This window comes from Stenotrophomonas sp. PS02300 (assembly GCF_029959395.1).
GTDB lineage: Bacteria > Pseudomonadota > Gammaproteobacteria > Xanthomonadales > Xanthomonadaceae > Stenotrophomonas > Stenotrophomonas maltophilia_AD.
On record NZ_JASCOP010000059.1, the window covers coordinates 1 to 24,333 of the forward strand.

The window sequence follows — 24,333 nt, forward strand, 5'->3', positions numbered from 1 at the left end:
CCCCCATACCCTTGGAGGCGAAGTAAAGGAGGAGGTGTCGGCCTCTGGCCGACGCCGGGGGACATTCGCCGGAAAGGGTATGGGGGCCCGGCACTCGATTCACCGGCAGCCGCGTCTGCTGCGAGCGCGCGCGGTATGGCGCAGCCACGCAGGGCGTGGCTCTACGCCTTGGGTTTCAGGGAAGCCGCGAGTTCCGCCTTGAACTGCTCGAAATCCTTGCCGTCGGCCTTGGCTTCGGCGTGCGCGGCGTCTTTCAATGCATCCGAATACACCAGGCGCACCGGGGTGCCCTGGCGTTCGTGCAGCTCGGCGGCCTGCATGATCAGCGCCAGCACGCGGGCGGCACTGGGGGTCTGGCCGGCGATGCGGCCGTCCATGCCCAGCACCCATTCGCCATCGCGGCGCACCACGCCGGCCAGCAGCGTGCGTTGCTGGTCGCGCAGTTCGGCATGTGGCTCCACCGGCGACGCATTGGCCTTTTCACGGTTGGCCGCTTCGGTTTCGCGGCGCTTGCGCAGGTCACGGCGCAGCTTGGAGGTGGTCGACATCAGCGGGACTTCCGGACTTCAACAGATGGGGAAAGGATAACGCACCGGCTCAGGCCAGGCCGGCCAGGGCCTCGCGGCGGCGCTCGCAGCGGCGCTCCCAGAACCAGAAACTGGCGCCGATGGCGAAGAAACCGGCATAGCCCAGCGCCAGGTGCAGCGGCGTATGGCTGAGCAGCGGCGACACCACCCCGGCCACCACGGTGTTGATCATCAGCTGCAGGAACATCTGCATCGACGAGGCCAGCCCGCGCTGGTGCGGGTACATGTCCAGCACCGCCAGCGCCAGGATCGGGAAGATCAGCGCCATGCCCACGCCACCGATGAAGATGGGCAGCACCGCCCACGGCAGCGCGATCTGGCCCACGGCCGCCACGTAGGCCAGGTTGACCAGCGCCGATACCGCGCACAGGCTGAAACCGATCCCGACCTGGCGCGCGGCGGTCATCCGCCCGGCCATGCGGCCGGACAGGAACGAGCCCATGGTCATGCCGCCGATGGTGGGAATGAACAGCCAGGCAAAGCCACCCTCGCCCAGCTGCAGGTGCTGCATCACGAACACCGGTGCCGAGGCGATGTACAGGAAAATGCCCGAGAAATTGAATGCACCGGCCGCAGCCAGGCGCAGCAGGCGCGGGTTGGTACCCATCTGCACATAGCTGCGCAGCAGCGCCCCGGTGGACAGCGGCGTGCGCGCTTCCACCGGGTGGGTTTCCGGCAGCCACTTGCCGGTCGCTGCCAGCAGCACCAGCGCAAACGCCACCAGGAACCAGAAGATCAGCGGCCAGTCGCCACCGCCGAGCAGGATCCAGCCGCCGATGATCGGCGCGATCGCCGGGGCAATGCCGAAGATCATCGAGACCTGGCTCATCAGCCGCTGCGCGTCGGCGCCGTGGTACAGGTCGCGGATCACCGCGCGGCCCACGATCACGCCCACGCCGGCGGTCACGCCCTGCAGCGCGCGGAACACCAGCAGCGTGGTCAGGTCGCGCGACAGCGCGCAGCCGATCGAGGCGGCGATGAACAGCACCAGCCCGCCCAGGATCACCCGGCGGCGGCCGAACGCGTCCGACAGCGGGCCGTGCGCCAGGCTCATCAGGCCGTAGAACAGCAGGTACACGCTGACCGTCTGCTGCACCGCCACCTGGTCGACCTGCATCCGCTCGCCCAGCAGCAGGAACGCCGGGAAGATGGTGTCGATCGAAAACGGGCCGAACATGGCCAGGCCGGCAAGCAGCAGGGCCAGGCGGCGGTTGGAGGGCGGAGCGGGTGTCATCGGGTCTTCCGTCAGCGGCCGCGCGTGAACGCACGGAAGGCGCCGGCCGCAGCCTGCGGTGGCGCCTGATGAATACGAGGATGCGCCCATGATAGGCCGTCCGCCTGCCTGGCACCATGCCCGGGGGCTGGTTACGACACGGTCGGCGCCCCCTGTTCATGTGCCGGACGGGCGTTGCCGGGCGGGCCGCTGGGCTATAATCGGCGGGCTACATGGTGGGAGAAGCGGCGCTTTGTTGTGAAGCGCCCGCTGCCGAAGGCGCAACGCCCGTAATCGCTCAGGCCCGATACCACCCGCACCAAAACTCTGGAGAGACCGGCCAGTGCCGGCGCCGAAGGGGCACGAAGCACGCAGCCGCGCGCTTTTAAACTCTCAGGCAAAAGGACAGAGGGGCACCCAGGAAGACCGCAGGGTCCGGTGGATCGTTGTCGCCCACGACACGCCCCGTCCGCGCTTCCGAACGTGCGTGCCCACTCTTTTGGATGCCAGCCATGTCCCAGAACACCCCTACCCTGCGCGAGCTTGAACACCACCACGCGTTCGTCGAACGCCACATCGGCCCCAACGATGCCGAAATCGCGCAGATGCTCGACGTGGTCGGCCACGCCTCGCTGGACGCACTGACCGACGCCATCGTGCCGTCGGGCATCAAGTCGCCGGCCGCGCTGGCGCTGCCCAGCTCGCTGACCGAAGTGGAAGCGCTGGCCAAGATCCGCACCATCGCCGACAAGAACCAGGTGTTCCGCACCTTCATCGGCCAGGGCTACTACGGCACGCTCACCCCGAACGTCATCCTGCGCAACGTGCTGGAAAACCCGGCGTGGTACACCGCCTACACCCCGTACCAGGCCGAGATCTCGCAGGGCCGCATGGAAGCGCTGATCAACTTCCAGACCCTGTGCGCCGACCTGACCGGCATGGAAATCGCCAACGCCTCGCTGCTCGATGAAGCCACCGCCGCGGCCGAAGCGATGACCCTGGCCAAGCGTTCGGCCAAGAGCAAGTCCGACACCTTCTTCGTGCACGACGCCGTGCACCCGCAGACGCTGGAACTGCTGCGCACCCGCGCCGAGCCGATGGGCATCGTGCTGCGCGTGGGCACCCCGGCCGAAGCCATGGAAGCCGAAGCCTACGGCGTGCTGCTGCAGTACCCCGATACCTTCGGCCATATCGGCGACTACAAGGCGCTGGCCGACGCCGTGCACGCGCGCGGCGGCCTGGTGGCCGTGGCCACCGACCTGCTGGCGCTGACCCTGATCGCCGCCCCCGGCGAATGGGGCGCGGACATCGTGGTGGGCAACTCGCAGCGCTTCGGCGTGCCGTTCGGCTTCGGTGGCCCGCACGCGGCCTTCATGGCCTGCCGCGATGCCTACAAGCGCTCGATGCCCGGCCGCCTGATCGGCGTGTCGGTCGATGCGGCCGGCAATGCTGCCTACCGCCTCACCCTGCAGACCCGCGAACAGCACATCCGCCGCGAGAAGGCCACCTCCAACATCTGCACCGCCCAGGTGCTGCTGGCGGTGATGGCCTCGATGTATGCCGTGTACCACGGCCCGGAGGGCCTGACCCGCATCGCCCGCCGCACCCACCGCCTGGCCGCGATCCTGGCCGCCGCGCTGCGCAACGCCGGCGTCAATGTCGGTGAGCAGTTCTTCGACACCCTGCACGTCAAGGACATCGACGCCAAGGCGATCCACGCCAAGGCCGCCGCTACCCGCATCAACCTGCGCGCGATCGACAGCGAAGCGGTCGGCATCAGCCTGGATGAAACCGCCACGCGCGCCGACATCGTCGCGCTGGGCCAGCTGTTCGGTGCCAGCGTGGACGTGGAAGCACTGGACGCGGCCACCGCCGATGCCCTGCCGGCCGGCCTGGTGCGCACCAGCGCGTTCCTGACCCACCCGGTGTTCAACACCCACCACAGCGAACACGAGCTGCTGCGTTACCTGCGCTCGCTGGCCGACAAGGACCTGGCGATGGATCGCACCATGATCCCGCTGGGCAGCTGCACCATGAAGCTCAACGCCACCGCCGAGATGATCCCGGTGACCTGGCCGGAGTTCGCCAACATCCACCCGCTGGCCCCGGCCGACCAGGCTACGGGTTACAAGGAACTGATCGACGGGCTGGAAGCGATGCTGGTGGAATGCACCGGCTATGACGCGGTGAGCCTGCAGCCGAACTCCGGCGCGCAGGGCGAATACGCCGGCCTGCTGGCGATCCGCGCCTACCACCGCTCGCGCGGTGAGGACCATCGCGACGTCTGCCTGATTCCCGATTCGGCGCACGGCACCAACCCGGCCTCGGCGCAGATGTGCGGCATGAAGGTGGTGGTGACCAAGACCGACGGCAACGGCAACGTCGATGTGGAAGACATCCGCATCAACGCCGAGAAGTACAGCGACCGCCTGGCCGCGATCATGATGACCTACCCCTCCACGCACGGCGTGTTCGAGGAAGAAGTGGTCGAGATCTGCGAGATCATCCACAAGCACGGCGGCCAGGTGTACACCGACGGCGCGAACATGAACGCCCTGGTCGGCGTGGCCAAGCCCGGCAAGTGGGGCTCGGACGTGTCGCACCTGAACCTGCACAAGACCTTCTGCATTCCGCACGGCGGCGGCGGCCCGGGCGTGGGCCCGTGTGCGGTCAAGTCGCACCTTGCCCCGTTCCTGCCGGGCAAGCTGGGCGACAACGGCCCGGTGGGCATGGTCAGCGCGGCCAGCTTCGGCAGCGCCTCGATCCTGCCGATCAGCTGGATGTACATCACGCTGATGGGCACCGAAGGCCTGCGCAAGGCCACCCAGGTGGCACTGCTCAACGCCAACTACATCGCCAAGCGCCTGGCCCCGCACTTCAAGACGCTGTACACCGGCCGCAACGGGCTGGTGGCGCACGAGTGCATCCTGGACGTGCGCCCGCTGGAGAAGACCTCCGGCGTGGCCGCTGAAGACGTGGCCAAGCGCCTGATCGACTTCGGCTTCCACGCCCCGACCCTGAGCTTCCCGGTCGCCGGCACGCTGATGGTGGAACCGACCGAAAGCGAATCGCTGCACGAGCTGGACCGCTTCATCAACGCGATGATCCAGATCCGCGAGGAAATCGCCGCGATCGAAGACGGCCGCCTGGACCGCGAAGACAATCCGCTCAAGCACGCCCCGCACACCGCCACCGCAGTGTCGGCCAGCGAGTGGTCGCACGCCTACCCGCGTGAACTGGCGGCCTTCCCGCTGGCCAGCCTGCGCCAGCAGAAGTACTGGCCGCCGGTGGCCCGCGTGGACAACGTGTACGGCGACAAGAACGTGATGTGCGCCTGCATCCCGGTGGATGCGTACAAGGAAGACGAGGGCGTGGAGGTCTGATTCCTCCCGCCAGGTGAAACGAAAACGGCCCGCGCAAGCGGGCCGTTTTTGTTTGGGGTCGGATCCCGGCAGACCATTGCGTAGAGCCACGCCCTGCGTGGCTGCGCGCATCCGGACTTGCCGATGGATTCATGCAAGAAGCAAGGCCAGAACGTCGCCACACTGCATGACCCTTCGCAACGGATCGATAACCATGGTGTACCAGACAATCACCCTTCCAGGCCCCGCCAACACGACGCCGCGAATGCCTGCACACCCTGCTGCCGCAGACGCGCAACGACACGTTGCAGACGCAGCCATCAACCTTCGCAATGGGGAGCTTGCTGGCCTGCCGGCGGACATGGCGCAAGTGCTTCAAGCGCACCGTGAACACTCGCTCTTCCGCACGATGCCGCCGGCGGGCGAACCGAACATGGATTCTCTGGCCCCGCCAACGCTTACCCTGGTCAAGTTCGACAACGGGGTGAGCCTGCGCGAGCAGATCCTGCGAAATGCGCGCTCCCCGAACGGCGGCGCGTGACGGGCTGACGGTTGCAGTGCTGGAAACGATACGGCCCGCTTTCGCGGGCCGTATTTGTTCAGATCAACCCGATGTCAATCGTGGTGGTGGTGGCGATTCCGGCGCACGCGCCGTGCCACTTCGCTGGTAATCGCGATCACCGCCGTGAGCGCAGCCATCGACAGGAACTGCACGCGGGTGTGGGCTTCGGAGAGCAGCAGGCCGAAGATCAATGCCAGCACGCACAGGCCGAGCACGGTCAGGTACGGGTAGCCGGCCATGCGGAATGGCAGGCGGGTGCCGTCGCGGTTGGCGCGGTGGCGCAGGATCAGCTGCGACAGCAGCGAAATCGTCCACACCAGCAGGCAGGTGGAGCCGACGATGTTCAGCAGCACCGGCAGCACCTTGTCCGGGAACACCAACTCCATCACCGTGGCGGCAAAGCCGAACAGCACGCTGGCCAGCACCGCGATGATCGGCACGTGGCGCGGATCGGTCCAGCCCAGCACCGCCGGGGCTTCGCGGCGGCGCGCCAGCGAATACATCATGCGCGAGGCGCCATACAGGTTGGCGTTGAGCGCCGACAGCAGCGCGATCACCGCGATCAGGGTGATGGCCGTGGCCGCGCCCGGAATGTTGGCCACCTGCAGCACGGCGGCGAACGGCGACTTCAGCGCGTCGCTGGTCCACGGCACCACGGCGATGATCACGCTCAGCGAGCCGATGTAGAACACCAGGATGCGCCAGGCCACGGTGCGGATGGCGCGGGCGATGCTGCGCTCGGGGTCTTCGGTTTCGGCTGCAGCCACTGCCACGATTTCGGTACCGCCGAAGGCGAACACCACCACCAGCAGGGCGGCACCGATCCCGGCCAGCCCGTTGGGCGCGAAACCGCCGTGTTCAGTGAAGTTGCTGAAGCCGGGCGAGACCACGTCCGGCAGCCAGCCCATCAGCAGCGCCACGCCGATCAGGATGAAGCCGATGATGGCGGCCACCTTGAGGATGGCGAACCAGAACTCGAATTCACCGAAGTTCTTCACCCCCAGCAGGTTGATCGCGGTGAAGAACAGCATGAACGCCAGCGCCGCCATCGGCACCGGGATCACCGGCCACACCGTGGCCAGCAGGCCGGCCGCGCCGACCGCTTCGGCGGCGATAACGATCACCAGCTGCACCCACCACAACCAGCCCACCGTGGCGCCGGCGGTGGCGCCCATGGCGTCGGCGGCATACACCGAGAACGCGCCACTGGTCGGCTTGGCCGCGGCCATTTCGCCCAGCGCGTTCATCACGATGATCACCAGCGCACCGGCCACCAGATAGGACAGCAGCACGGCCGGTCCGGCGGCATGCACGCCCACCCCGGAGCCCAGGAACAGGCCGGCGCCGATGGCGCTGCCCAGGCCCATCATGATCAGCTGGCGGGGCTTGAGCGAGCTCCCGAGGCGGGTGTCGGCGGGTGCGGCGGCGGAGGCCGGAGTCTGGGATGCGGGCATCGGAATCGATTGGCGGGCAACAGGTGCGACACCATACCTTGTCCGGCCGGCGGACGGGATAGGGGCAACGCCCCTGCCCCTGCAATCAGGCCTCGGCGCGCTCTGCGATCTGGGCGCGATAGGCCCGCGGCGACACGCCGACCTCGGCCTTGAACTTGCGGGTGAACGCGCTCTGGTCGGTGAACCCGCACGCCTGGCCGATGCTGGCGATGGTGTCGCTGCCGTGCAGCAGGTGCACCGCCATCTGGATGCGCAGCCGGGTCAGCACCTGCTGCGGGGTCATCTGGAACACCCGGCGGAAGGTGCGCTCCAGCTTGGAAAGCGAGAACCCGGTGATATCCAGCAGGGTCTGCATGCGCACGTTCTCGGCGTAATGCGCGTTCAGGTGCGCCAGCGCCAGCCGCAGCTGCTCGTATTGCGTGCCCAGGCTGTCCTTCTGGCCCAGGTCGCGCGAGATGCCGATCAGGCCGCGGATCTGCCCATCCACCAGCAGCGGCCGCTTGCAGGTCAGGCACCAGCCTGGCTCGCGGTTGGCGAACAGGTGCAGCTCCATCAGGTTCTCGATCACCTTGCCCGCCAGCACCTGCGCATCCTGGGTGGCGTAGTCCGCGCCCAGCCCCGTGGGGTAGATCTCGGCAGCGGTGCGCCCGATCACCTCCTTGCGCGACTTCAGGCCGAGCCGACGCAGCATCGTCTGGTTGATATGCGTATAGCGCCCGTCGCGGTCCTTCATGAAGAACAGCACATCGGGGATCGCATCGAACAGCGCTTCGATGTCGGCAGGTTCAACGCGCATGCGGCGGCGGCAGAAGGGAGGACACGACCCCAAGGATACCTGCCCGGCCGCCCGCGTGAAGCGCAGGTGCATGCCCGGCCCGGTTCTCCGACCCGCGATTAACGCCCCGGCCGCCAGTGTGAGGCGTTGCATTCCCCCTGCCAGCCCGGAGTCGCCTGATGGCCACCAGCAAGCCCCGCACCAAACCCGCCCCGCCCGCCGACCGCCGTGGCGAAGGCGACGAACTACACCAGCAGGCAGGCGGCGGCCACCCGGTGCTGACCACCAACCAGGGCATCCCGGTCGCCGACAACCAGAACTCGCTGCGCGATACCCCGCGCGGGCCGACCTTGCTGGAAGACTTCATCCTGCGCGAGAAGATCACCCATTTCGACCATGAGCGCATTCCCGAGCGCATCGTGCACGCACGCGGCAGCGCCGCGCATGGCTACTTCGAGCTGACCCGTTCGCTGGGAGAATTCACCCGCGCGCGGGTGCTCACCGAAGTGGGCGTCCGCACCCCCGTATTCACCCGCTTCTCCACCGTGGCCGGCGGCGCCGGCTCGGTCGACACCCCGCGCGATGTGCGCGGCTTCGCGGTGAAGTTCTATACCCGCGAGGGCAACTGGGACCTGGTCGGCAACAACATCCCGGTGTTCTTCATCCAGGACGCGATCAAGTTCCCCGACCTGATCCATGCGGTGAAGATGGAGCCGGACCGTGGGTTCCCGCAGGCCGCCAGCGCGCATGACACGTTCTGGGACTTCGTCTCGCTGATGCCCGAATCGATCCACATGATCATGTGGGCCATGAGCGACCGCACCATCCCGCGTTCGCTGCGCACCATCGAAGGCTTCGGCATCCACAGCTTCCGGCTGTTGAACGAGGCCGGTGAATCGACCTTCGTGAAGTTCCACTGGCGACCCAAGCTGGGAGTGCAGTCCACCGTGTGGGACGAAGCCGTGAAGCTGCAGAGCGCGGACAACGACTTCCACCGCCGCGACCTGTTCGAGGCGATCACCGCCGGCGACTTCCCCGAGTGGGAACTGGCCGTGCAGCTGTTCACCGAAGAAGAAGCCGACGCCTTCCCCTTCGACCACCTGGACCCGACCAAGATCGTGCCCGAGTCCCTGGTGCCGCTGACCGTGATCGGGCGGATGGTGCTGGACCGCTGGCCGGACAACTTCTTCGCCGAAACCGAGCAGGTGGCCTACTGCCCGGCCAACGTGCCGCCGGGCATCGATTTCAGCAATGACCCGCTGCTGCAGGGCCGGCTGTTCTCCTATCTGGATACCCAGCTGAGCCGGCTGGGCGGCCCGAACTTTCACCAGATCCCGGTCAATGCGCCCAAGTGCCCGTTCGCCAACCACCAGCGCGACGGCCACATGCAGATGGGCATTCCCAAAGGCCGCGTGGCCTACGAGCCCAGCTCGCTGCAGGGCGACAGCCCGCGCCAAAGCGCCGATGGCTTCCCCAGCCATGCCACCCCGGCCGATGACGGCCGCAAGGGCCGCGTTCGTGCGCCGAGCTTCGCCGACCACTACAGCCAGGCGCGCATGTTCTTCCGCAGCCTGGAGGCGCCGGAACAGGCGCACGTGGCCTCTGCGCTGGTGTTCGAACTCTCGAAGGTGGAAACCGCCGCCGTGCGCGAGCGCACCGTGAGCCACCTGCGTAATGTCGACGAGTCGCTGGCCAAGCGCGTGGCCGCAGGCCTCGGCCTGGCTGCCCTGCCCGACCCCGCCCCCACTGCAACGCCGGCCAAGGACATGCCGACGGCGCCCGAGGTCCGCATCATCGGCCGCACCAAGGATCTGCTCAAGGGCCGTTGCATCGGCATCCTGTTCGATGAAGGCTCCGATGCGGGACTGATCGGCAACCTGCGCAAGGCGGCTGAAAAGGCCGGTGCAACGGTGAAGCTGGTGGCGCCGAAGATCGGTGGCGGCAAACTCAGCGACGGCAAGGTGCAGGCTGCTGACGGCCAGCTGGCCGGCACTCCTTCGGTGGTGTTCGACGCGGTAGCGATCGTGCTCAGCAGCGACGCCGCCAAGCGCCTGTCCAAGGAATCGGCAGCGGTCGATTTCGCCGCGGACGCCTGGGCCCACCTGAAGGCCATCGCCGCCGACGAAGGCGCCCAGCAGCTGCTCAAGACCGCGCGCGTAGGCAAGGACAACGGCGTGGTTGAAGCCGAAGATGCCAAGGGCTTCCTTGCGGCCGCCGCCACCCGCCAATGGGCCCGCGAACCCAAAGTCCGCACGCTCGCTTAAGGAGACGCCACCATGCCCCGTGGAGACAAATCGAGTTACACCGACAAGCAGAAGCGCCAGGCCGCGCACATAGAAGAAAGCGAAAAGGCAGAAGGCCGCAGCGAGAAGGCGGCCGAACGCATCGCCTGGGCCACCGTCAACAAACAGGACGGCGGCGGCAAGAAGAAGACACCAAGGTAGGGTTGGTTCCCAAACAACCGCCGATACAGGGTCCACGCCCATTAACGCATGGACCCAGGCAGAAGCAGGCCCCTGCAGAACCCGCAAACACGGGGTGTCGCCAGTCGCGCACCCCGTAGTCGCGCCATCTCCGTCCGGCGCGTCCGGCGCGGCACCACCTTGACGGCCTGCGCGGTGGATGGGCGATACTCGCTCATCGCCGCAGGATGCGGACAGGGGAACCATCTACATGAAATCTGCACGCACGTTGGCCTTGTTGGCCCTGCTGATGCCGTTGTCCGCACTGGCGCAAACGGCCCTCCACGATGGTCAGGGCAACGCCCTGCCCGATACGTCTTCGGCGAAATCCAGCGAAGGCTTCTCGGCGTCGATGGTGGTTACCGCGGACCCGGAATGGCAACAGAAGTGGGAGAACCCGGTCAACGGGGTGCCGCGCTTCGAGCTGGCCACCGAGGTCAAGGAAGGCGGCTCGCTCTACATCCTGTCCTTCCTGACCAACCCGAAGCTGGATGCCGCCGGCATGGCGCAGGTGCGCTGCGACCTGCGCATCACCCGGCCCGACGGCAGCCTGAGCGGCGACGAGCATGACCTGCCCTGCTTCGTCACCCAGCTCGACACGGATCCCAACAGTGTCTATCTGTCTTCGGTGGGGATGAAGTTCACCGCTGAAGCGGGCGATCCGCATGGCACCTGGACCGTGGCGATCACCGTGCGCGACACCGTGCGCAACGTCAGCCTTCCGCTGCAGTCGTCCTTCGACATTAATTGATCCGGGCTCCCATGAACCGTCTGTTCCCGTTGACGCTGGCCTTGCTGCTCGCGGTTCCTGCCGTACATGCTGAAGACATCGCGCCCGCACCGGAAACTGCTTCGCCATTGAGCGAAAGCGAAACCGCTGCAGCCCTCGCACGTGCCGAGCAGCTGGGCCGGGCGATCTTCCTGCACGACCTGGCCGCCGAGCGCGCCACCGATGCACTGGTTGCCCAGCATCGTGCGTTCCGCAAGGACAAGCGCGTGCGCGGCTGGATCACCGAGGAACACGACGGACGCTATCGGGTCAGCTACATCGATGCGACGCCGGCCGTGCTGTACCGGGTTGAGGTCCTGCCCGACGGCAGCATCGACGGCCCGGTGGAAGTGCTGCCGGTACCCGCCGCGCTGAGCCCGTACGAGGCCGGCGCCGCCGCTGCCCGCAACCTGGCGATGACCGCGCAGGTGGCGTCCTGCGCCAGGACCTACAACAGCGTGGTGTTGCCCGGCGGCGATGACCGCTGGAGCGTGTACCTGCTGCCGGGCACCACATCACCCACGGCGGTGCCGCTGGGTGGCAGCCACCGCCTGGACATCGTCGGTGGCGAGATCACCGCCAGCCGCGGGTTTACCCGCAGCTGCATCCAGCTCAACCGCGCGCCGTCCACGCGGGGCGCGAAGATGGCGGCCATGATGGTGACCCACATGCTCGACGCCACGCCCACCGAGGCGCACGTGTACTGGAGCCTGTGGGCGCGCACGCCGATGGTCGTGGTCACCGGCGAAGACGCGATCTGGGAGATCGAGAACGGCCGCATCCGTCGCATGGCGGATGACGCCGATACCGGCACCGCCAGATGACCCGCATCCTTGGACTGTTCCTGTACGGATGCAGCCTGATTGCGCTGTTGGTAACGGGCGGGTACATCGCCCTGATGATCCAGGCCTTTCCGGTAGAGCATCTGGCCAGCTACGGCCCGCGCATTCCCGCGGTGGCCGTACTGAATGCGCGGTGGCTGCCGCATGCGCCGGTGCTGCTGTTCGGTGCCGCAGCCGTATCAGTACTTGCCGCTGCAGGAATCTGGCGGTCGCGGAGCCAGGTATCCAACCGTCCCTTCGCGCTGGCCGCACTGGCAGCGGTGAACTACTTCCTCAGTCTCTTCTGCGCCATGTCATTGCTGATTGCCTGGTTCCTGCTTCCTCGACTGGCCAACATGGGCTGAGCTCGTGAAATCGCGGGCCGCGCGCGCACCAGCACCTTGTTCATTCCAACGCGGATCGCACCGCGTCACATGCCTGGATCAAATCGAGTACCAACCGTTCGGTCACATCAAGGTGACCCTCGTACTCTGCAATGTTCCGCTGCTGATGGCATTTGTCGAGAACGCGCCAAACCCCAGCTCCCATTCCAAGTGTGTGCGGAAGGAGCTGGAACACGAGATAGCGGTTTGCGGGGCGAAAACCGTGCCGTCGCAACGCTGCCAGACATAGCGCGTGCGCTGCGTTGTAGGCCAGGTCGAAGCGACTCTCCAAAGAGAGATCCATGCGGCGCGCGTCCAGAAGTCGCGCGTTGCCGGAACGGAGCAGCCCGTCAATTTCGCGCGCGTCTGGCGGTTCGATGCTGAGTGATTTACCTGGCCCCGCCAGGTTGTGCAGCGTTGAGTTCATGCTCGCCTCCAATCACCCAGATCTTCGGCTGTGCAAGCACGCGCATCAAGAAGGAATTTTCTTCGTGAATGCGTGCATTCCATTCATGGCGTGAATAGATGGTCGGATTGATCGGGCGCCCGAGCGCTTGATGCGATGTCTCCAGGTGCTGCATGACATCCGCGTAGCCCACTGTGTCGGAAACGATCATCAGATCGATATCGCTTCGTGCAGTGTCGCTCTGCTTGGCGATGGAACCGTAAACGAAAGCGACGAGGATGTCGTCTGCGATGGGAAGCAACGCGTCCATAAGGGGACCTGCCAATCCGACGGTCTTGCGGATCATCGAGACGAGCTCGTGGTAGATGGGCGCGTCAGGGTTGGCCTGGTAGCGCTTCTGATTTCCCGAGCGACGGATGGTCAGCAGACCTGCAGCGGTGAGCTTTGCGAGTTCACGCTGGACGGCGCCGGAGCCACCTCCGGTGGCTGTGATCAGTTCCGAGACGGCAAAGTCCCGATTCGATTGGCCAAAGATCAAGCCCAGGATCCGTTGCTGGGTCTGGGTGAAAAGAGCATCGGCCAAGCCGGAGCGTGACGGTAGCGCTGTGACGGAGGTGGCCTTGTTACCCATATTGGGCATATTAATACCCAATATGGGTATGTTCAAGCGAACCCGGCCAAACGCAGAAGCCCCGCTTTCGCGGGGCTTCTGGTTTGCCAGGCAGGGCCTGAAACTACGCCGGAGGGTGCCGGGACTGGCCCGGCGCCTGGATCAGGCGAACGGGTCCTGCAGGACCATGGTGTGGTCGCGGTCCGGGCCGGTGGAGACGATGCTGATCGGGCAGCCGGCCAGCTCTTCCAGGGCACGCAGGTAGGCACGGGCGGCCGCCGGCAGCTTGTCCCACTCGGTGATGCCGTGGGTGTTCTCGTTCCAGCCCGGGAATTCCAGGTACACGGGGGTGCACTCTTCCCAGCCCTGCGCGTCCAGCGGCGCGTACTCGGTGCGCTTGCCACGGTATTCGTAGGCAATGCAGACCTTCAGCTTTTCCATGCCGTCCAGCACGTCCAGCTTGGTGATGCACAGGCCGCTGATGCCGTTGATGGCCACGGCGCGCTTGAGCGCGACGATGTCCATCCAGCCGCAACGCCGCGGGCGGCCGGTGGAGGCGCCGTACTCGGCACCGCGGTCGCGGATGCCCTGGCCGATCTCGTCGTCCAGCTCGGTCGGGAACGGACCGCCGCCCACGCGGGTGGCATACGCCTTGGCGATGCCCAGCACGTAGTCGATCGCATCGGCGCCGACGCCGGCACCGGCCAGCGCACCGCCCACGGTGGTGTTGGAGCTGGTGACGTACGGGTAGGTGCCGTGGTCGATGTCCAGCAGCGCGCCCTGCGCGCCTTCGAACAGCACGCGCTTACCCTGCTTGCGCAGGTCGTGCAGGATGCCGGCCACGTCGGACTTCATCGGCTGGACGTATTCGCCGAAGGCCAGGGCTTCGTCGTAGGTTTTCTGGAAGTCGACCGCGTCGGTCTTGAGGTAATTGGTCAGCACGAAGTTGTGGTAATCCAGCGCGGTGCGCAGGAGCTCTTCGAGCTGGGCCGGGTAATGCAGATCGGCGATGCGGATGCCGCGACGCGCCACCTTGTCTTCATAGGCCGGGCCGATGCCACGGCCGGTGGTGCCGATCGCCTTGCCGCCGGCGGCGCGTTCGCGCGCCTGGTCCAGGGCGATGTGGTACGGCATGATCAGCGGCGCGGCCGGGGATATCTTCAGGCGCGAACGCACTTCCACGCCGGAGGTTTCCAGCTCGGCGATTTCCTTCTGCAGGGCCGCCGGCGAGATCACCACGCCGTTGCCGATCAGGCACAGCGCGTCTTCACGCAGGATGCCCGACGGGATCAGGTGCAGCACGGTCTTCTTGCCATTGATGACAAGGGTGTGGCCGGCATTGTGGCCGCCCTGGAAACGCACTACGGCACCGATTTCCTCGGTAAGCAGATCGACGATCTTGCCCTTGCCTTCATCGCCCCACTGGGCACCAAGCACTACGACAGACTGACCCATGACGGGCTCCTCGAATTGTTGCGGCCATCGGGGCCGCGGACGGGTAAACCGTAGCAGGGCTGGCCAGCGCGGGAGTGACGGCTCCAATCGGGGAGCGGTCGGCGAAGGCAGGCCCAGACACGGAAAAAGCCGAACGGGGAGGCCCGTCCGGCTTTTGTGCATTATCCGGGTTTCCGGGGTCGACCGCCACCCCGCAGGGTGGCGGATTCAACCGGCGGTCAGCGGTCGTTCTTCAGGTACTGCAGGAACGGGTCGTTCTTGTCCAGCACGATCACCCCGTTGCCGTCGGTCATGGAGTTCCGGTAGGCCTCCAGGCTGCGGTAGAACGAGAAGAACGACGGGTCGGCCGAGCCGGCCTGGCCGTAGATCCGGGCCGCTTCGGCGTCGCCGGCACCACGCAGGCGCTGGGCGTCGCGCTCGGCTTCGGCCACGATCACGGTGCTCTCGCGGTCGGCCTGGGCACGGATGGTGAGCGACTGCTCTTCACCCTCTGCCCGCAGCTTGGCCGCTTCCTGCTTGCGCTGGGCGCGCATGCGCTCGTACACGTCGTTGATCACCTGGCTGTCGGTCGGCAGGTCGATCTGCTTGATGCGCAGGTCGATGATCTGCATGCCCAACCCCTTGACCGCCTCGTTGATGCCGGTCAGCTGACCGGCAATCAGTTCGCTGCGGTCGCCGGACACCAGCTGCTGCAACGAACGCGAGTTGATCTGGTTGCGCAGCGAGTCGGTGATGATCGGCGCCAGGCGGGCATCGGCCACGCTGGCATCGCCGCCGGTGGCGCGGTAGTAGGCGCGCACGTCGGAGATGTAGCCAATGGCGAAGAAGTCGACGCTGACGTCCTTCTGCTCGGCGGTGAAGTAACGGGCCGGGGCGGTGGCCAGCACCTGGAAGCGACGGTCGAACACCCGCACCGTTTCCACCAGCGGCAGCTTGAAGTGCAGGCCGGGCTTGATGTCGGCACGGACCACCTTGCCCAGGTTCAGCACCATGGCGGTCTGGTCCTCGCGGACCACGAACACCGAGCCCAGCAGGCCCAGCAGGACGGCGACGGCCAGGCCAATCCAGAGAGGACTCTTCATCGGATGGCTCCTTCGCTACCGGTCGGTCGGGTGGTCGGGCGCGTGGTGGGGCGCTCGGCATTGCGCACACCGTCGACCGGGGTGCTGGCCGGCAGCGACGGCATCATCACTTCCGGGGTCACCAGCGGGGTGCCGCTGTTGCCGGCGGCAGCGCCGGCGCGGTTGTCGGGCATGGGCACGTAGATCAGCTGGCGGCCATCGCCACCGATGACCTTGCGGTTCTCGGCCAGGACCTTCTCGACGGTTTCCAGCCACAGGCGCTTGCGGGTGACTTCCGGGGCGTCCTTGTACTGGGCCTGCAGCAGGCTGAAGCGCTCGGCATCACCCTGCGCGCGGGCCACTACGGCCTGCTTGAAGCCTTCGGCGGTGGTGCGGGCGCGCGAGGCCTGGCCACGGGCTTCGGGCACGACCTTGGCCGCGTAGGCCTGCGCTTCGTTGATCAGGCGTTCCTTGACCTGCTGGGCACCGTTGACCTCGTCGAAGGCCGGCTTGACCTCTTCCGGCGGACGGGCATCGGGCAGGGTCAGGCCGGTCACGACCAGGCCGGTCCGGTACGCCTTGAGCGCGGCCTGCAGGCGTTCCTGGGCGACCACGGCCAGCGGGCCACGGTTGTTGAGCACGGCGTTGAGGTCGGCACGGCCGACCTGCTCGCGCACCGCGCTCTGCGCGGACTGCTCCAGCACCTGGTCGGCGGACACCGAGCCGAACAGGTACAGGCGCGGATCGTCGATGCGGTACTGCACGTTGAGCGACACGCGCACGATGTTCTCGTCGCGGGTCAGCACCGGCACTTCGCTGCTGAAGGTCTTGATCTGGGTCGCGTTGACCTTGGTCACCGACTCGATCGGCCACGGCAGCTTGAAGTTCGGGCCGGGCTGCAGGATGCGCGAGAACTGGCCGAAGCGCAGCACCACGCCGCGTTGCTGTTCGCCGATCAGCTGGAAGCTGGAGAACAGCAGCAGCAGGACCACCGCCACCGCCACCCAACGCAGGATGCCGCCATCGAACAGGTCCTTGAGCGGTCCGGGCAACCCGCCCCAACCACCACCACCGCCGCCACCGCGCGGGCCAAATGGCCCTCGTCGATTCTCGTCGGAACCCTGTCCGCCCTTGTTGCCGCCGGGTGTATTCCAGGCCATGCACGCTCCATCAGTAAAGGTTGCCTGCGGGCCAGTCCCGCACCGTCAACCGTTCAATCCTGTCCGATTCTACTAGATGGGGCTGACCGACAGGATTGGAAGGGGCAACCCGGCGCAGGTCGCGATTCATCACGGTAAGGTGGAGCCCCCATTCTGCAGGCCACCCCCATGGCGATCCCCGACCGGTTCACCGCCTTCCGCATCCACCAGGACGCGCAGGGCCACCACAGCGGCCTGGAGCCGATCGGCCTGGACCAGCTCAACCCGGGCGAGGTGGTGGTACGCGCCGAATGGTCGTCGGTGAACTACAAGGATGCCCTGGCCGGCACCGGCAAGGGGCGCATCCTGCGCCGCTTTCCGCTGGTGGGCGGGATCGACGTGGCCGGCAGGGTGGTGGCCTCCACCGACCCGGCCTGGCGCGAGGGCGATGCGGTGCTGGCCACCGGCTGCGGGCTCAGCGAGACCCGCGATGGCGGTTACAGCCAGTATGTCCGGCTGGCATCCAGCGCGGTCATCGCACGCCCGGCCGGATTGGAGGCACGCGAAGCAATGATTATCGGCACCGCCGGTTTCACCGCGGCGCTGGCCCTGCTGCGCATGCTCGACAACCGGCTCACCCCGGCGCACGGCCCGCTGGCGGTGACCGGCGCGACCGGCGGGGTCGGTTCGCTGGCGGTGGACATCTTCAGCCGCGCGGGTTTCGAGGTGCACGCGATCAGCGGCAAGGCCGACCAGGCCGGTTACCTGCGGGGGCTGGGCGCGCGCGAGGTGCTGCCGCGCGACAGCCTGGCCACCACCAAACCGATGGAGTCGGCCCGCTTCGGGGGCGGCCTGGACAATGCCGGCGGGCCCATGCTGGCCAGCCTGCTGGCCCAGACCGTGCCCTATGGGAGCGTGGTGAGCGCGGGCCTGGCCGCCAGCCCGGCGCTGGACATGACGGTGATGCCTTTCATCATCCGCGGCGTGTCGCTGCTGGGCGTGTCGTCGTCTTCGGCCCCGCGTGCGCTGCGCGAGCAGGTCTGGGAGCGCCTGGGCGGCGACTGGAAGCCGCGCCACCTGGACACCATCTGCACCGCCGAGATCGGCCTGGAGGCAGTGCCGGCCGCGTTCGAGCGGATGCTGGCCGGTGGCGCGCTGGGCCGCACCGTGGTGCGGATCGACTGAGCGTTGCAGCTGGGCGACGGACGGCGCGGCGGATGCTTCACGCTGACACGGGCGCGGCCCTACACTGCGGGCATCACTTGGGGAACAACATGGCACGCATTCTGATCGTCGACGATTCACCGGTTCAGCAGCTGGGTATCAAACGCATCGTCGAGAAGCTTGGGCATGAGACGTTGACCGCCGAAGACGGCGCCGCCGGGGTCGAAGTCGCCAAGGCCGAGCTGCCCGACCTGGTGCTGATGGATGTGGTGATGCCCAACCTCAACGGGTTCCAGGCCACCCGCACGCTCGCGCGCGAATCCACCACCAAGCACATTCCGGTGATCCTGGTGACCACCAAGGACCAAGACACCGACCGCATGTGGGGCATGCGCCAGGGCGCCAAGGCCTACATCACCAAGCCGTTCTCCGAAGACGAGCTGTCCGAAGTGCTGGAGCGGGTCTTCAGCAACAAGGAATCGCCGGCGGCTTGATCGCCGGCGGTGCCGTATCGACCAACGGTCGATACCTACCGCGACGTCCCCGGTCGGTACACATCGCAATGCCCCGGTAGGTACCGACCGTTGGTCGGTACCCTGTAGCCATCAGATTTTTTCTCCGAATGCCTTGGCCAGCGCCTTGTAGGCCTTCTTCTGTGCCTCATCGGTCGGCACCGGGGCGATGATCTCGATTTCCACGATCTGGTCGCCATCGGGGTTGCCCGGCAGGCCGCGGCCGCGCAGGCGCAGCTTGCGCCCGGCATCCGAACCGGCCGGCACCTTCAGCTCCACCGCTCCGCCCAGGGTGGGCACGCTGATCGAGGTCCCCAGTGCGGCCTGCCACGGGGTGACATCCAGCGTGTACAGGATGTTGCGGCCGTCGACCTCGAACTGCGGGTGCGCGGCATATTCCACTTCCAGCAGCAGGTTGCCGCCGTTGGTGCCCTGCCCGGTCAGCCGGATCACCTGGCCCGGGCGGATGCCCTTGGGCACGCGCACATCCAGCTGCTTGCCGTTGACGGTGATGCGCAGGCTGTCGCCGCCGTAGGCCGCTTCCAGCGGCACCGACAGCTTGGCGCGGGTATCGCGGACCGGCTGCGGGCCGGCTCCGGCGCCGCCGAAGCCACTGGCCCGGCCAGCCCCACCGCCGCCGCGCTGGCGGGCGAACAGGCTCTCGAAGAAGTCGCTGAAGCCACCGCCACCGGCGCCGCCGCCGAACACTTCCTCGAAATCAAAGCCCTGCGCGCCGCCATAGTTCGGCGGGGCATGGAACTCCTCGCCCGGGCGGTAGCCCTGGGCCTTGAGCTGGTCGTAGGCCGCGCGCTTCTGCGGATCACGCAGCGCCTCGTAGGCCTCGTTGACCGCCTTGAACTTCTCTTCCGCGCCGGTTTCCTTGCTCACGTCCGGGTGGTACTTGCGCGCCAGCCGGCGGTAGGCGGTCTTGATTTCGGCATCGCCCGCGCTGGGTTCCACACCCAGCGTGGCGTAGTAATCCTTGAATTCCATCCATACACCTCGAATAAGTTCGGCCGCCCGCGCCGGCGGGGGCCGTGCCGGCAATTCTAGCGGCTGGCCGCCCCGCCGCCGTGATCGGGCGAATGATCCTGCGCAATGCAGTCGCCCCGGGCGCCGGCTATGGTCCATATGGGAATGAACAGGCTGCTTTCAACGTTTTGACGCCGCCCTCCCATGGCCCTCACTACCCTGCCCTTGACCCAGGAGCTCCCATGACCATCCACGTTGGCGACCGCATTCCCGAAGTCACCCTCAAGCGCATCCGCGAGGGCATGGAGACGCTGGACACCCATGCCCTGTTCGATGGCCGCAAGGCGGTGCTGTTCGCGGTGCCCGGCGCCTTTACCCCGACCTGCTCGGCCCGCCACCTGCCCGGCTATGTCGAGCATTTCGCCGATTTCCGCCGCCGCGGCATCGACGTGTTCTGCATGGCGGTCAACGACCCGTTCGTGATGAAGGCCTGGGGCGAGAGCCAGCAGGTGCCCGACGGGTTGCAGCTGCTGTCCGACGGCAACGGCGATTTCACCCGCGCGCTCGGGCTGGAACTGGATGCCAGCAGTTCCGGCATGGGCATGCGCTCGCGCCGCTTCGCGCTGTACGTGGAAGACGGCGTGGTCCGCGAAACCTTCATCGAAGAGCCCGGCAAGTTCGAGGTCTCTTCGGCGCAGTACGTGCTGGAGCACCTGCCCAGCTGATCTCCCCAGAACCAAGGAACCCGGCCAGCCATGTCAAAGCCAGCCAAAGCCGCAAAGCAACCCAAACCCGCCTCCACGCCCGCCGCCCCAACCCCGCCCGGCATCAGCGACACCGCGACCCTGCGTGCACGTGCGCGGAAGAACATCGATGACGGCGCCATCACCCCGACCTATAGCGCCGACCGCAAGGCGGTGATCAAGCTGCTCAACGATGCGCTGGCCACCGAATACGTGTGCGTGCTGCGCTACTACCGCCATTACTTCATGGCCAAGGGCATGCTGGCCGACGCGGTCAAGGGCGAATTCCTCGAGCATGCCCAGCAGGAACAGGCGCATGCCGGCAAGCTGGCCGAGCGCATCGTGCAGCTGGGCGGCGAGCCCGACCTCAACCCCGCCACGCTGACCCAGCGTTCGCACGCGGAATACAAGGAAGGCAAGGATCTTCGCGACATGGTCCGCGAGAACCTGATCGCCGAACGTATCGCCATCGACAGCTATCGGGAAATGATCAACTTCGTGGGCGACAAGGACACCACCACCAAGCGCATCCTGGAAGAGATCCTGGCCCAGGAGGAAGAGCATGCCGATGAGTTCGCCGACCTGCTGGAGGGTTGGATCGGCGAGTGAAATGCGTCGGCCATGGAGCGGTGGTAAGGTCGCCCACGTCCTCCTTGCAAGGAATGCATCGTGACCATTGCCCGCCGTTCCGCCCCGATTGTGCTTGCCCTGCTTGTCTCTACCGGGGCCTTCGCGCAGCCTGCCCCCGCGGCAGGCGAGCGCATGCCGCCTTCCCCGCACTGCCTGGATGCACGCGGTGTGCGCCAGGTCGAGCAGGCCAGCCCTGCGGCCATCGCGGTGCTGGGCGCCAATGGCCAGGCCTACCGGCTGGAGTTCACCGATGCCTGCCCCGGCGTCAACGAGGCCGAACAGGTCCGGCTGGACGCACCCGATGGCTGGGCCTGCGGCAGTCCCGGTGAGCGCCTGGTGGTCGACGGCCGCACCTGCGCGGTGGCGGCGGTCGGGCTGATGGACAACCGCAGCTTCGCCGAAACCGCCCGCGAGAGCAGCCGCCAGTACGCGGCGACCCTGCCGACGGTCAACGTGACCGCCAGATCAGCGCGCAGCAGCCGGGCCCAGGCCTTCCAGGGTTCGCCCGAGTTCTGCTTCGCCACCCGCAACGTACGCGGCTGGAGCGAAGATCCCAAGGGCGTGGTGGTGGAAACCAACCCGAAGAAGAACGGCGGCCATCGTTACTACCACCTGGAGCTGGGCAGCAGCTGCAGCATCCTGGAGGGCGCCACCGCCGTGGACTTCCAGTCCGGCTTCCAGAACGGGCTGATCTGCGGCAACCCGGGTGACCGCATCGTCATGGCCGACAATGGCCTGGTCAACGACGGCGAGGGCGGCGATCAACGCGCCCACACCCCGCGCTTCGCCCGCCCCGGCTGTTCGGTATTGGCCGTCTATCCCCGGGAATGACGGTTACCGGAGGATCCGGAACCGCACCTGGGTCCAGGCGCCATCGGCGGCGAGCGCGGTGAGGGTATGCTCGCCGGCTTCGTCGAAATCACGCTGGAAGCTGCGCGCGCCTTCGCTGCGTGCGATCCAGCGGTCATCCAGCAACCAGTCCACGGACTGCTCGCTGCCCAGTGCACGCAGCTGAAGCCGCACGCCGTGCTCGGCATTGGGCGCGCGCGCCAGCGTGGCGCGGTCGTTCAGGCCCTCGATATGCAGGCTGCCCGCACTGCTGCGGCCATCATCGCGGCAATCCGGCGACAACGCCGGCAACTGCGCGGCCTGGCGCTGCGCCAACGGCAACCACGGCGACACCAGCGCCGGCCAGCGTGCGATTTCGCGGCGCTGCGCCTCGTGCGGCAACGTACAGTCCGGTGACAGCCGCAGGCCGGTGCGGGCATCCACGTTGAACGCCTGCCGCCCGGCCTGCCACAGCCGCGCATCGCGTTCGGCGAAGGTAGGCGGCACCACGTCATCCAGCACGAAAGCCTGCAGGCGTCGCTGGCACAGCGCGGGCGGCGTGGCCTCGGCGCGCTCGCCGGTCGGCCAGCAGACCTCGGCCTGGGTGACGTTGGCTGGCAGCGGTGCAGCGGCCGCATCGCCACGCTGGCGCGGCAGGCTGTCGACCACTTCGAACATCAGCGGCAATGCGGTCACCGCGCCGTACTGGCCCGGCAACGGCGTGCCATCCGGTCGCCCCACCCACACGCCTACCGTGTAGTGGCGGGTGGTGCCAATCGCCCAGGCATCGCGATACCCATAGCTGGTGCCGGTTTTCCAGGCCACGCGCGGGCGCCCGGTCACATCGAAAGTGCCAGCGCCATAGCCGGGGCGTGGGTTGGATTCGAGTACTTCGCGGGTGATCCACGCGGCGCCGGGCGACATCAGCCGCCGCTCGATCACCGGGTCATCAGGCGTGTAGCGCACGCGGCCGGCGATGCCGTTGCGGTTGAACGCGGCGAACGTGCCGACCAGGTCCTCCAGCCGCGCGCCGGTGCCGCCCAGGATCAGCGACAGGTTGGGCGCGCTGCCGTGCGGGAAGCGCAGGGTGATGCCCGCATGCGAGAGGCGCGCGGCGAAACGCGCCGAGCCGACCCGGTCCAGCAGGTCCACCGCCGGGACGTTGAGCGACAGCCGCAACGCCGTAGCGGCGCTCACCGGCCCGTTGAATGCCGCATCGAAGTTGCCCGGGCGGTACCCGGCAAAACTCTGCGGTGCATCCACCATCAGGCTTTCGGAATGGATCACGCCGTCGTCGATGGCCATGCCGTACAGGAACGGCTTGAGCGTGGAGCCCGGCGAACGCCAGGCCTGGACCATGTCCACGTGGCCGAGCCGCTGCTTGTCACCGAAGGCCACAGAACCAACGTAGGCACGCGCCTCCAGCGTGCGGTTGTCCACCACCAGCAGGGCCGCCGAGGTACGTTCGGGCAGCTGCGAGAAATACGACGCCACGCGCTCTTCCAGGGTGCGCTGCAGTCCGCTGTCCAGCGTGCTCTGGATGCGCGCGGCGCGCGGCTGCGCGGCATGCAGGCGCTGCGCCAGCAGGGCCGCGTGTAGCGGCGGTTGAAGGGCGCGGGTTACCACCGCTTCGATGCGGGCGTCGTCCACTTCCTCGCGTGTCCACACCCCCAACGCGACCATGCGCTCGAGCACCTTGTCGCGCGCCACCTGCGCGGCCTCCGGGTGGCGATCCGGGCGCAGCCGGCTGGGCGACTGCGGCAGCACCGCCAGCAGGGCGGCTTCGGCATGCGACAGCTGCGCTGCCGGCTTGCCGAGATACGCCCAGCTGGCCGCTTCCACGCCTTCGATGGTGCCGCCGTAGGGCGCGCGCTCCAGGTACAAGGCCAGGATCTGCGCCTTGTCCAGGTGCAGTTCCAGCTGGAGCGCGCGCAGCAGCTGCTTGGCCTTGCCCCACGGGGTGCGCGTGTGCGGGTCGAGGATGCGCGCCACCTGCATGGTCAGGGTGGAGCCGCCGGACACGATCCGCCGTTCCAGCACCCACTGCTTGCCCGCGCGCAGCAATGCCCACGGGTTGACCCCGGGGTGCCGCCAGAACCAGCGGTCTTCGTAGTTCAGCAGGGCCTGCAGGTACAGCGGCGACACGCTGCTGGCCGAAGCCGGATACCGCCACACGCCATCGGCGTCGGCAAACGCACGCAGCGGCGTGCCATCGCCGGCCACCACCAGTGTGCTGGTGTCACGCTGGCGGGGCAGCGGCGGCGGGAACGTCAGGTCCAGCACCAGCAGCACCGCCAGCAGCGCGGCCGTGCCCCAGCGCAGCGCTGGCCACAGCCAAGGGCGCCAGCGGTTCCAGTGCAGTCTGTAATGAAGGTTCGTCATTGCAGTACGACCGGCATCGCGGGCCCCGGCATCGGCCGGGGCC

Annotated in this window: 23 protein-coding genes and 1 riboswitch; of the genes, 12 read left to right on the plus strand and 11 right to left on the minus strand. The window is 67.4% G+C overall.

All coding sequences use genetic code 11. The annotated features are described in order from the left end of the window. Nucleotides 1-161: 161 nt before the first annotated feature. Nucleotides 162-548 (minus strand): hypothetical protein, encoded by a 387-nt coding sequence (locus QMX79_RS12120; protein WP_282246970.1) that lies wholly within the window; start codon nt 546-548, stop codon nt 162-164. A 49-nt stretch (nt 549-597) separates the two neighbouring features. Then, on the minus strand, nt 598-1,821 hold the full coding sequence (locus QMX79_RS12125; protein WP_282246971.1) for a multidrug effflux MFS transporter: 1,224 nt from the start codon (nt 1,819-1,821) through the stop codon (nt 598-600). 296 nt (nt 1,822-2,117) lie between these two features. Then, a riboswitch (glycine riboswitch) is annotated at nt 2,118-2,219 on the plus strand. Between the two features lie 84 nt (nt 2,220-2,303). Here QMX79_RS12125 and gcvP point away from each other — a divergent pair. Then, entirely contained in the window at nt 2,304-5,183 is a 2,880-nt protein-coding gene (gcvP, locus tag QMX79_RS12130; RefSeq protein WP_282246972.1) for an aminomethyl-transferring glycine dehydrogenase, read from the plus strand. Between the two features lie 166 nt (nt 5,184-5,349). Further along, nucleotides 5,350-5,703, plus strand: coding sequence for a hypothetical protein (locus QMX79_RS12135; RefSeq protein WP_282246973.1), 354 nt, complete (start codon nt 5,350-5,352; stop codon nt 5,701-5,703). Nucleotides 5,704-5,777: 74 nt separating this feature from the next. On the opposite strand, the gene QMX79_RS12140 is transcribed toward QMX79_RS12135, so the two are convergent. Together QMX79_RS12140 and QMX79_RS12145 are read right to left on the minus strand one after the other, a co-directional pair. Further along, complete coding sequence (locus tag QMX79_RS12140) at nt 5,778-7,184, minus strand: amino acid permease (protein WP_282246988.1); 1,407 nt, start codon at nt 7,182-7,184, stop codon at nt 5,778-5,780. A gap of 79 nt (nt 7,185-7,263) precedes the next feature. Continuing rightward, nucleotides 7,264-7,974: an AraC family transcriptional regulator gene (locus QMX79_RS12145; RefSeq protein WP_282246974.1), complete on the minus strand. Its 711-nt coding sequence runs from the start codon at nt 7,972-7,974 to the stop codon at nt 7,264-7,266. A 158-nt stretch (nt 7,975-8,132) separates the two neighbouring features. Between QMX79_RS12145 and QMX79_RS12150 the strand changes: the two genes are divergently transcribed. The 5 genes from QMX79_RS12150 to QMX79_RS12170 all read left to right on the plus strand — a co-directional run bounded on the left by QMX79_RS12150 (nt 8,133) and on the right by QMX79_RS12170 (nt 12,370). Beyond that, on the plus strand, nt 8,133-10,217 hold the full coding sequence (locus QMX79_RS12150) for a catalase (RefSeq protein WP_282246975.1): 2,085 nt from the start codon (nt 8,133-8,135) through the stop codon (nt 10,215-10,217). 12 nt (nt 10,218-10,229) lie between these two features. Then, nucleotides 10,230-10,397, plus strand: a complete 168-nt coding sequence (locus QMX79_RS12155) for a hypothetical protein (RefSeq protein WP_282246976.1) — start codon at nt 10,230-10,232, stop codon at nt 10,395-10,397. Between the two features lie 229 nt (nt 10,398-10,626). Continuing rightward, nucleotides 10,627-11,166, plus strand: coding sequence for a hypothetical protein (locus QMX79_RS12160; RefSeq protein WP_282246977.1), 540 nt, complete (start codon nt 10,627-10,629; stop codon nt 11,164-11,166). 11 nt (nt 11,167-11,177) lie between these two features. After that, nucleotides 11,178-12,008, plus strand: coding sequence for a hypothetical protein (locus QMX79_RS12165; RefSeq protein WP_282246978.1), 831 nt, complete (start codon nt 11,178-11,180; stop codon nt 12,006-12,008). Next, nucleotides 12,005-12,370, plus strand: coding sequence for a hypothetical protein (locus QMX79_RS12170; protein WP_282246979.1), 366 nt, complete (start codon nt 12,005-12,007; stop codon nt 12,368-12,370). The genes QMX79_RS12165 and QMX79_RS12170 overlap by 4 nt, the downstream gene beginning before the upstream one ends. A gap of 40 nt (nt 12,371-12,410) precedes the next feature. Here QMX79_RS12170 and QMX79_RS12175 read toward each other — a convergent pair whose 3' ends face one another. The 5 genes from QMX79_RS12175 to hflK all read right to left on the minus strand — a co-directional run bounded on the left by QMX79_RS12175 (nt 12,411) and on the right by hflK (nt 17,080). Then, nucleotides 12,411-12,815, minus strand: coding sequence for a hypothetical protein (locus tag QMX79_RS12175; RefSeq protein WP_282246980.1), 405 nt, complete (start codon nt 12,813-12,815; stop codon nt 12,411-12,413). After that, nucleotides 12,778-13,377, minus strand: coding sequence for a transcriptional regulator (locus QMX79_RS12180; protein ID WP_282246981.1), 600 nt, complete (start codon nt 13,375-13,377; stop codon nt 12,778-12,780). The genes QMX79_RS12175 and QMX79_RS12180 overlap by 38 nt, the downstream gene beginning before the upstream one ends. A 189-nt stretch (nt 13,378-13,566) precedes the next feature. Beyond that, nucleotides 13,567-14,859, minus strand: coding sequence for an adenylosuccinate synthase (locus QMX79_RS12185; protein WP_068853655.1), 1,293 nt, complete (start codon nt 14,857-14,859; stop codon nt 13,567-13,569). Nucleotides 14,860-15,077: 218 nt separating this feature from the next. Further along, nucleotides 15,078-15,941 (minus strand): protease modulator HflC, encoded by an 864-nt coding sequence (locus QMX79_RS12190; RefSeq protein ID WP_068853656.1) that lies wholly within the window; start codon nt 15,939-15,941, stop codon nt 15,078-15,080. Beyond that, a complete protein-coding gene (gene hflK / locus QMX79_RS12195) occupies nt 15,938-17,080 on the minus strand; it encodes an FtsH protease activity modulator HflK (protein ID WP_184126817.1) in 1,143 nt (380 codons plus the stop codon). Before hflK ends, QMX79_RS12190 begins: the two co-directional genes overlap by 4 nt. Nucleotides 17,081-17,248: 168 nt before the next feature. Here hflK and QMX79_RS12200 point away from each other — a divergent pair, with 168 nt between their 5' ends. After that, the gene (locus tag QMX79_RS12200) at nt 17,249-18,244 is read left to right on the plus strand and encodes a YhdH/YhfP family quinone oxidoreductase (RefSeq protein ID WP_282246982.1); all 996 of its coding nucleotides are present in this window, start codon (nt 17,249-17,251) and stop codon (nt 18,242-18,244) included. 89 nt (nt 18,245-18,333) lie between these two features. Beyond that, nucleotides 18,334-18,717 (plus strand): twitching motility response regulator PilH, encoded by a 384-nt coding sequence (gene pilH, locus QMX79_RS12205; protein WP_282246983.1) that lies wholly within the window; start codon nt 18,334-18,336, stop codon nt 18,715-18,717. Nucleotides 18,718-18,828: 111 nt separating this feature from the next. On the opposite strand, the gene QMX79_RS12210 is transcribed toward pilH, so the two are convergent. Then, nucleotides 18,829-19,728, minus strand: coding sequence for a DnaJ C-terminal domain-containing protein (locus tag QMX79_RS12210; RefSeq protein ID WP_093532859.1), 900 nt, complete (start codon nt 19,726-19,728; stop codon nt 18,829-18,831). Between the two features lie 221 nt (nt 19,729-19,949). On the opposite strand from QMX79_RS12210, the gene QMX79_RS12215 reads away from it, so the two are divergent. The 3 genes from QMX79_RS12215 (at nt 19,950) to QMX79_RS12225 (ending at nt 21,911) form a co-directional block, all read left to right on the plus strand. Continuing rightward, nucleotides 19,950-20,432 carry a peroxiredoxin gene (locus QMX79_RS12215; RefSeq protein ID WP_282246984.1) on the plus strand — a complete coding sequence of 161 codons (483 nt, stop codon included), beginning with the start codon at nt 19,950-19,952 and terminating at the stop codon, nt 20,430-20,432. Nucleotides 20,433-20,462: 30 nt separating this feature from the next. Beyond that, nucleotides 20,463-21,059 carry a ferritin-like domain-containing protein gene (locus QMX79_RS12220; RefSeq protein ID WP_282246985.1) on the plus strand — a complete coding sequence of 199 codons (597 nt, stop codon included), beginning with the start codon at nt 20,463-20,465 and terminating at the stop codon, nt 21,057-21,059. A gap of 153 nt (nt 21,060-21,212) precedes the next feature. Continuing rightward, entirely contained in the window at nt 21,213-21,911 is a 699-nt protein-coding gene (locus QMX79_RS12225; protein WP_282246986.1) for a hypothetical protein, read from the plus strand. Nucleotides 21,912-21,914: 3 nt separating this feature from the next. Here the strand turns inward: QMX79_RS12225 and pbpC are convergent, their stop codons facing one another. Further along, on the minus strand, nt 21,915-24,290 hold the full coding sequence (gene pbpC / locus QMX79_RS12230) for a penicillin-binding protein 1C (RefSeq protein ID WP_282246987.1): 2,376 nt from the start codon (nt 24,288-24,290) through the stop codon (nt 21,915-21,917). Between the last annotated feature and the right edge of the window lie 43 nt (nt 24,291-24,333).

What these genes read in the sequence shown, in the direction of transcription:
- QMX79_RS12120 (WP_282246970.1), bottom strand. Translation starts at nt 548, where the DNA reads ATGTCGACCACCTCCAAGCTGCGCCGTGACCTGCGCAAGCGCCGCGAA.
- QMX79_RS12125 (WP_282246971.1), bottom strand. Translation starts at nt 1,821, where the DNA reads ATGACACCCGCTCCGCCCTCCAACCGCCGCCTGGCCCTGCTGCTTGCC.
- gcvP (WP_282246972.1), top strand. Translation starts at nt 2,304, where the DNA reads ATGCCAGCCATGTCCCAGAACACCCCTACCCTGCGCGAGCTTGAACAC.
- QMX79_RS12135 (WP_282246973.1), top strand. Translation starts at nt 5,350, where the DNA reads ATGACCCTTCGCAACGGATCGATAACCATGGTGTACCAGACAATCACC.
- QMX79_RS12145 (WP_282246974.1), bottom strand. Translation starts at nt 7,974, where the DNA reads ATGCGCGTTGAACCTGCCGACATCGAAGCGCTGTTCGATGCGATCCCC.
- QMX79_RS12150 (WP_282246975.1), top strand. Translation starts at nt 8,133, where the DNA reads ATGGCCACCAGCAAGCCCCGCACCAAACCCGCCCCGCCCGCCGACCGC.
- QMX79_RS12155 (WP_282246976.1), top strand. Translation starts at nt 10,230, where the DNA reads ATGCCCCGTGGAGACAAATCGAGTTACACCGACAAGCAGAAGCGCCAG.
- QMX79_RS12160 (WP_282246977.1), top strand. Translation starts at nt 10,627, where the DNA reads ATGAAATCTGCACGCACGTTGGCCTTGTTGGCCCTGCTGATGCCGTTG.
- QMX79_RS12165 (WP_282246978.1), top strand. Translation starts at nt 11,178, where the DNA reads ATGAACCGTCTGTTCCCGTTGACGCTGGCCTTGCTGCTCGCGGTTCCT.
- QMX79_RS12170 (WP_282246979.1), top strand. Translation starts at nt 12,005, where the DNA reads ATGACCCGCATCCTTGGACTGTTCCTGTACGGATGCAGCCTGATTGCG.
- QMX79_RS12175 (WP_282246980.1), bottom strand. Translation starts at nt 12,815, where the DNA reads ATGAACTCAACGCTGCACAACCTGGCGGGGCCAGGTAAATCACTCAGC.
- QMX79_RS12185 (WP_068853655.1), bottom strand. Translation starts at nt 14,859, where the DNA reads ATGGGTCAGTCTGTCGTAGTGCTTGGTGCCCAGTGGGGCGATGAAGGC.
- QMX79_RS12190 (WP_068853656.1), bottom strand. Translation starts at nt 15,941, where the DNA reads ATGAAGAGTCCTCTCTGGATTGGCCTGGCCGTCGCCGTCCTGCTGGGC.
- hflK (WP_184126817.1), bottom strand. Translation starts at nt 17,080, where the DNA reads ATGGCCTGGAATACACCCGGCGGCAACAAGGGCGGACAGGGTTCCGAC.
- QMX79_RS12200 (WP_282246982.1), top strand. Translation starts at nt 17,249, where the DNA reads ATGGCGATCCCCGACCGGTTCACCGCCTTCCGCATCCACCAGGACGCG.
- pilH (WP_282246983.1), top strand. Translation starts at nt 18,334, where the DNA reads ATGGCACGCATTCTGATCGTCGACGATTCACCGGTTCAGCAGCTGGGT.
- QMX79_RS12210 (WP_093532859.1), bottom strand. Translation starts at nt 19,728, where the DNA reads ATGGAATTCAAGGATTACTACGCCACGCTGGGTGTGGAACCCAGCGCG.
- QMX79_RS12215 (WP_282246984.1), top strand. Translation starts at nt 19,950, where the DNA reads ATGACCATCCACGTTGGCGACCGCATTCCCGAAGTCACCCTCAAGCGC.
- QMX79_RS12220 (WP_282246985.1), top strand. Translation starts at nt 20,463, where the DNA reads ATGTCAAAGCCAGCCAAAGCCGCAAAGCAACCCAAACCCGCCTCCACG.
- QMX79_RS12225 (WP_282246986.1), top strand. Translation starts at nt 21,213, where the DNA reads ATGCCGCCTTCCCCGCACTGCCTGGATGCACGCGGTGTGCGCCAGGTC.
- pbpC (WP_282246987.1), bottom strand. Translation starts at nt 24,290, where the DNA reads ATGACGAACCTTCATTACAGACTGCACTGGAACCGCTGGCGCCCTTGG.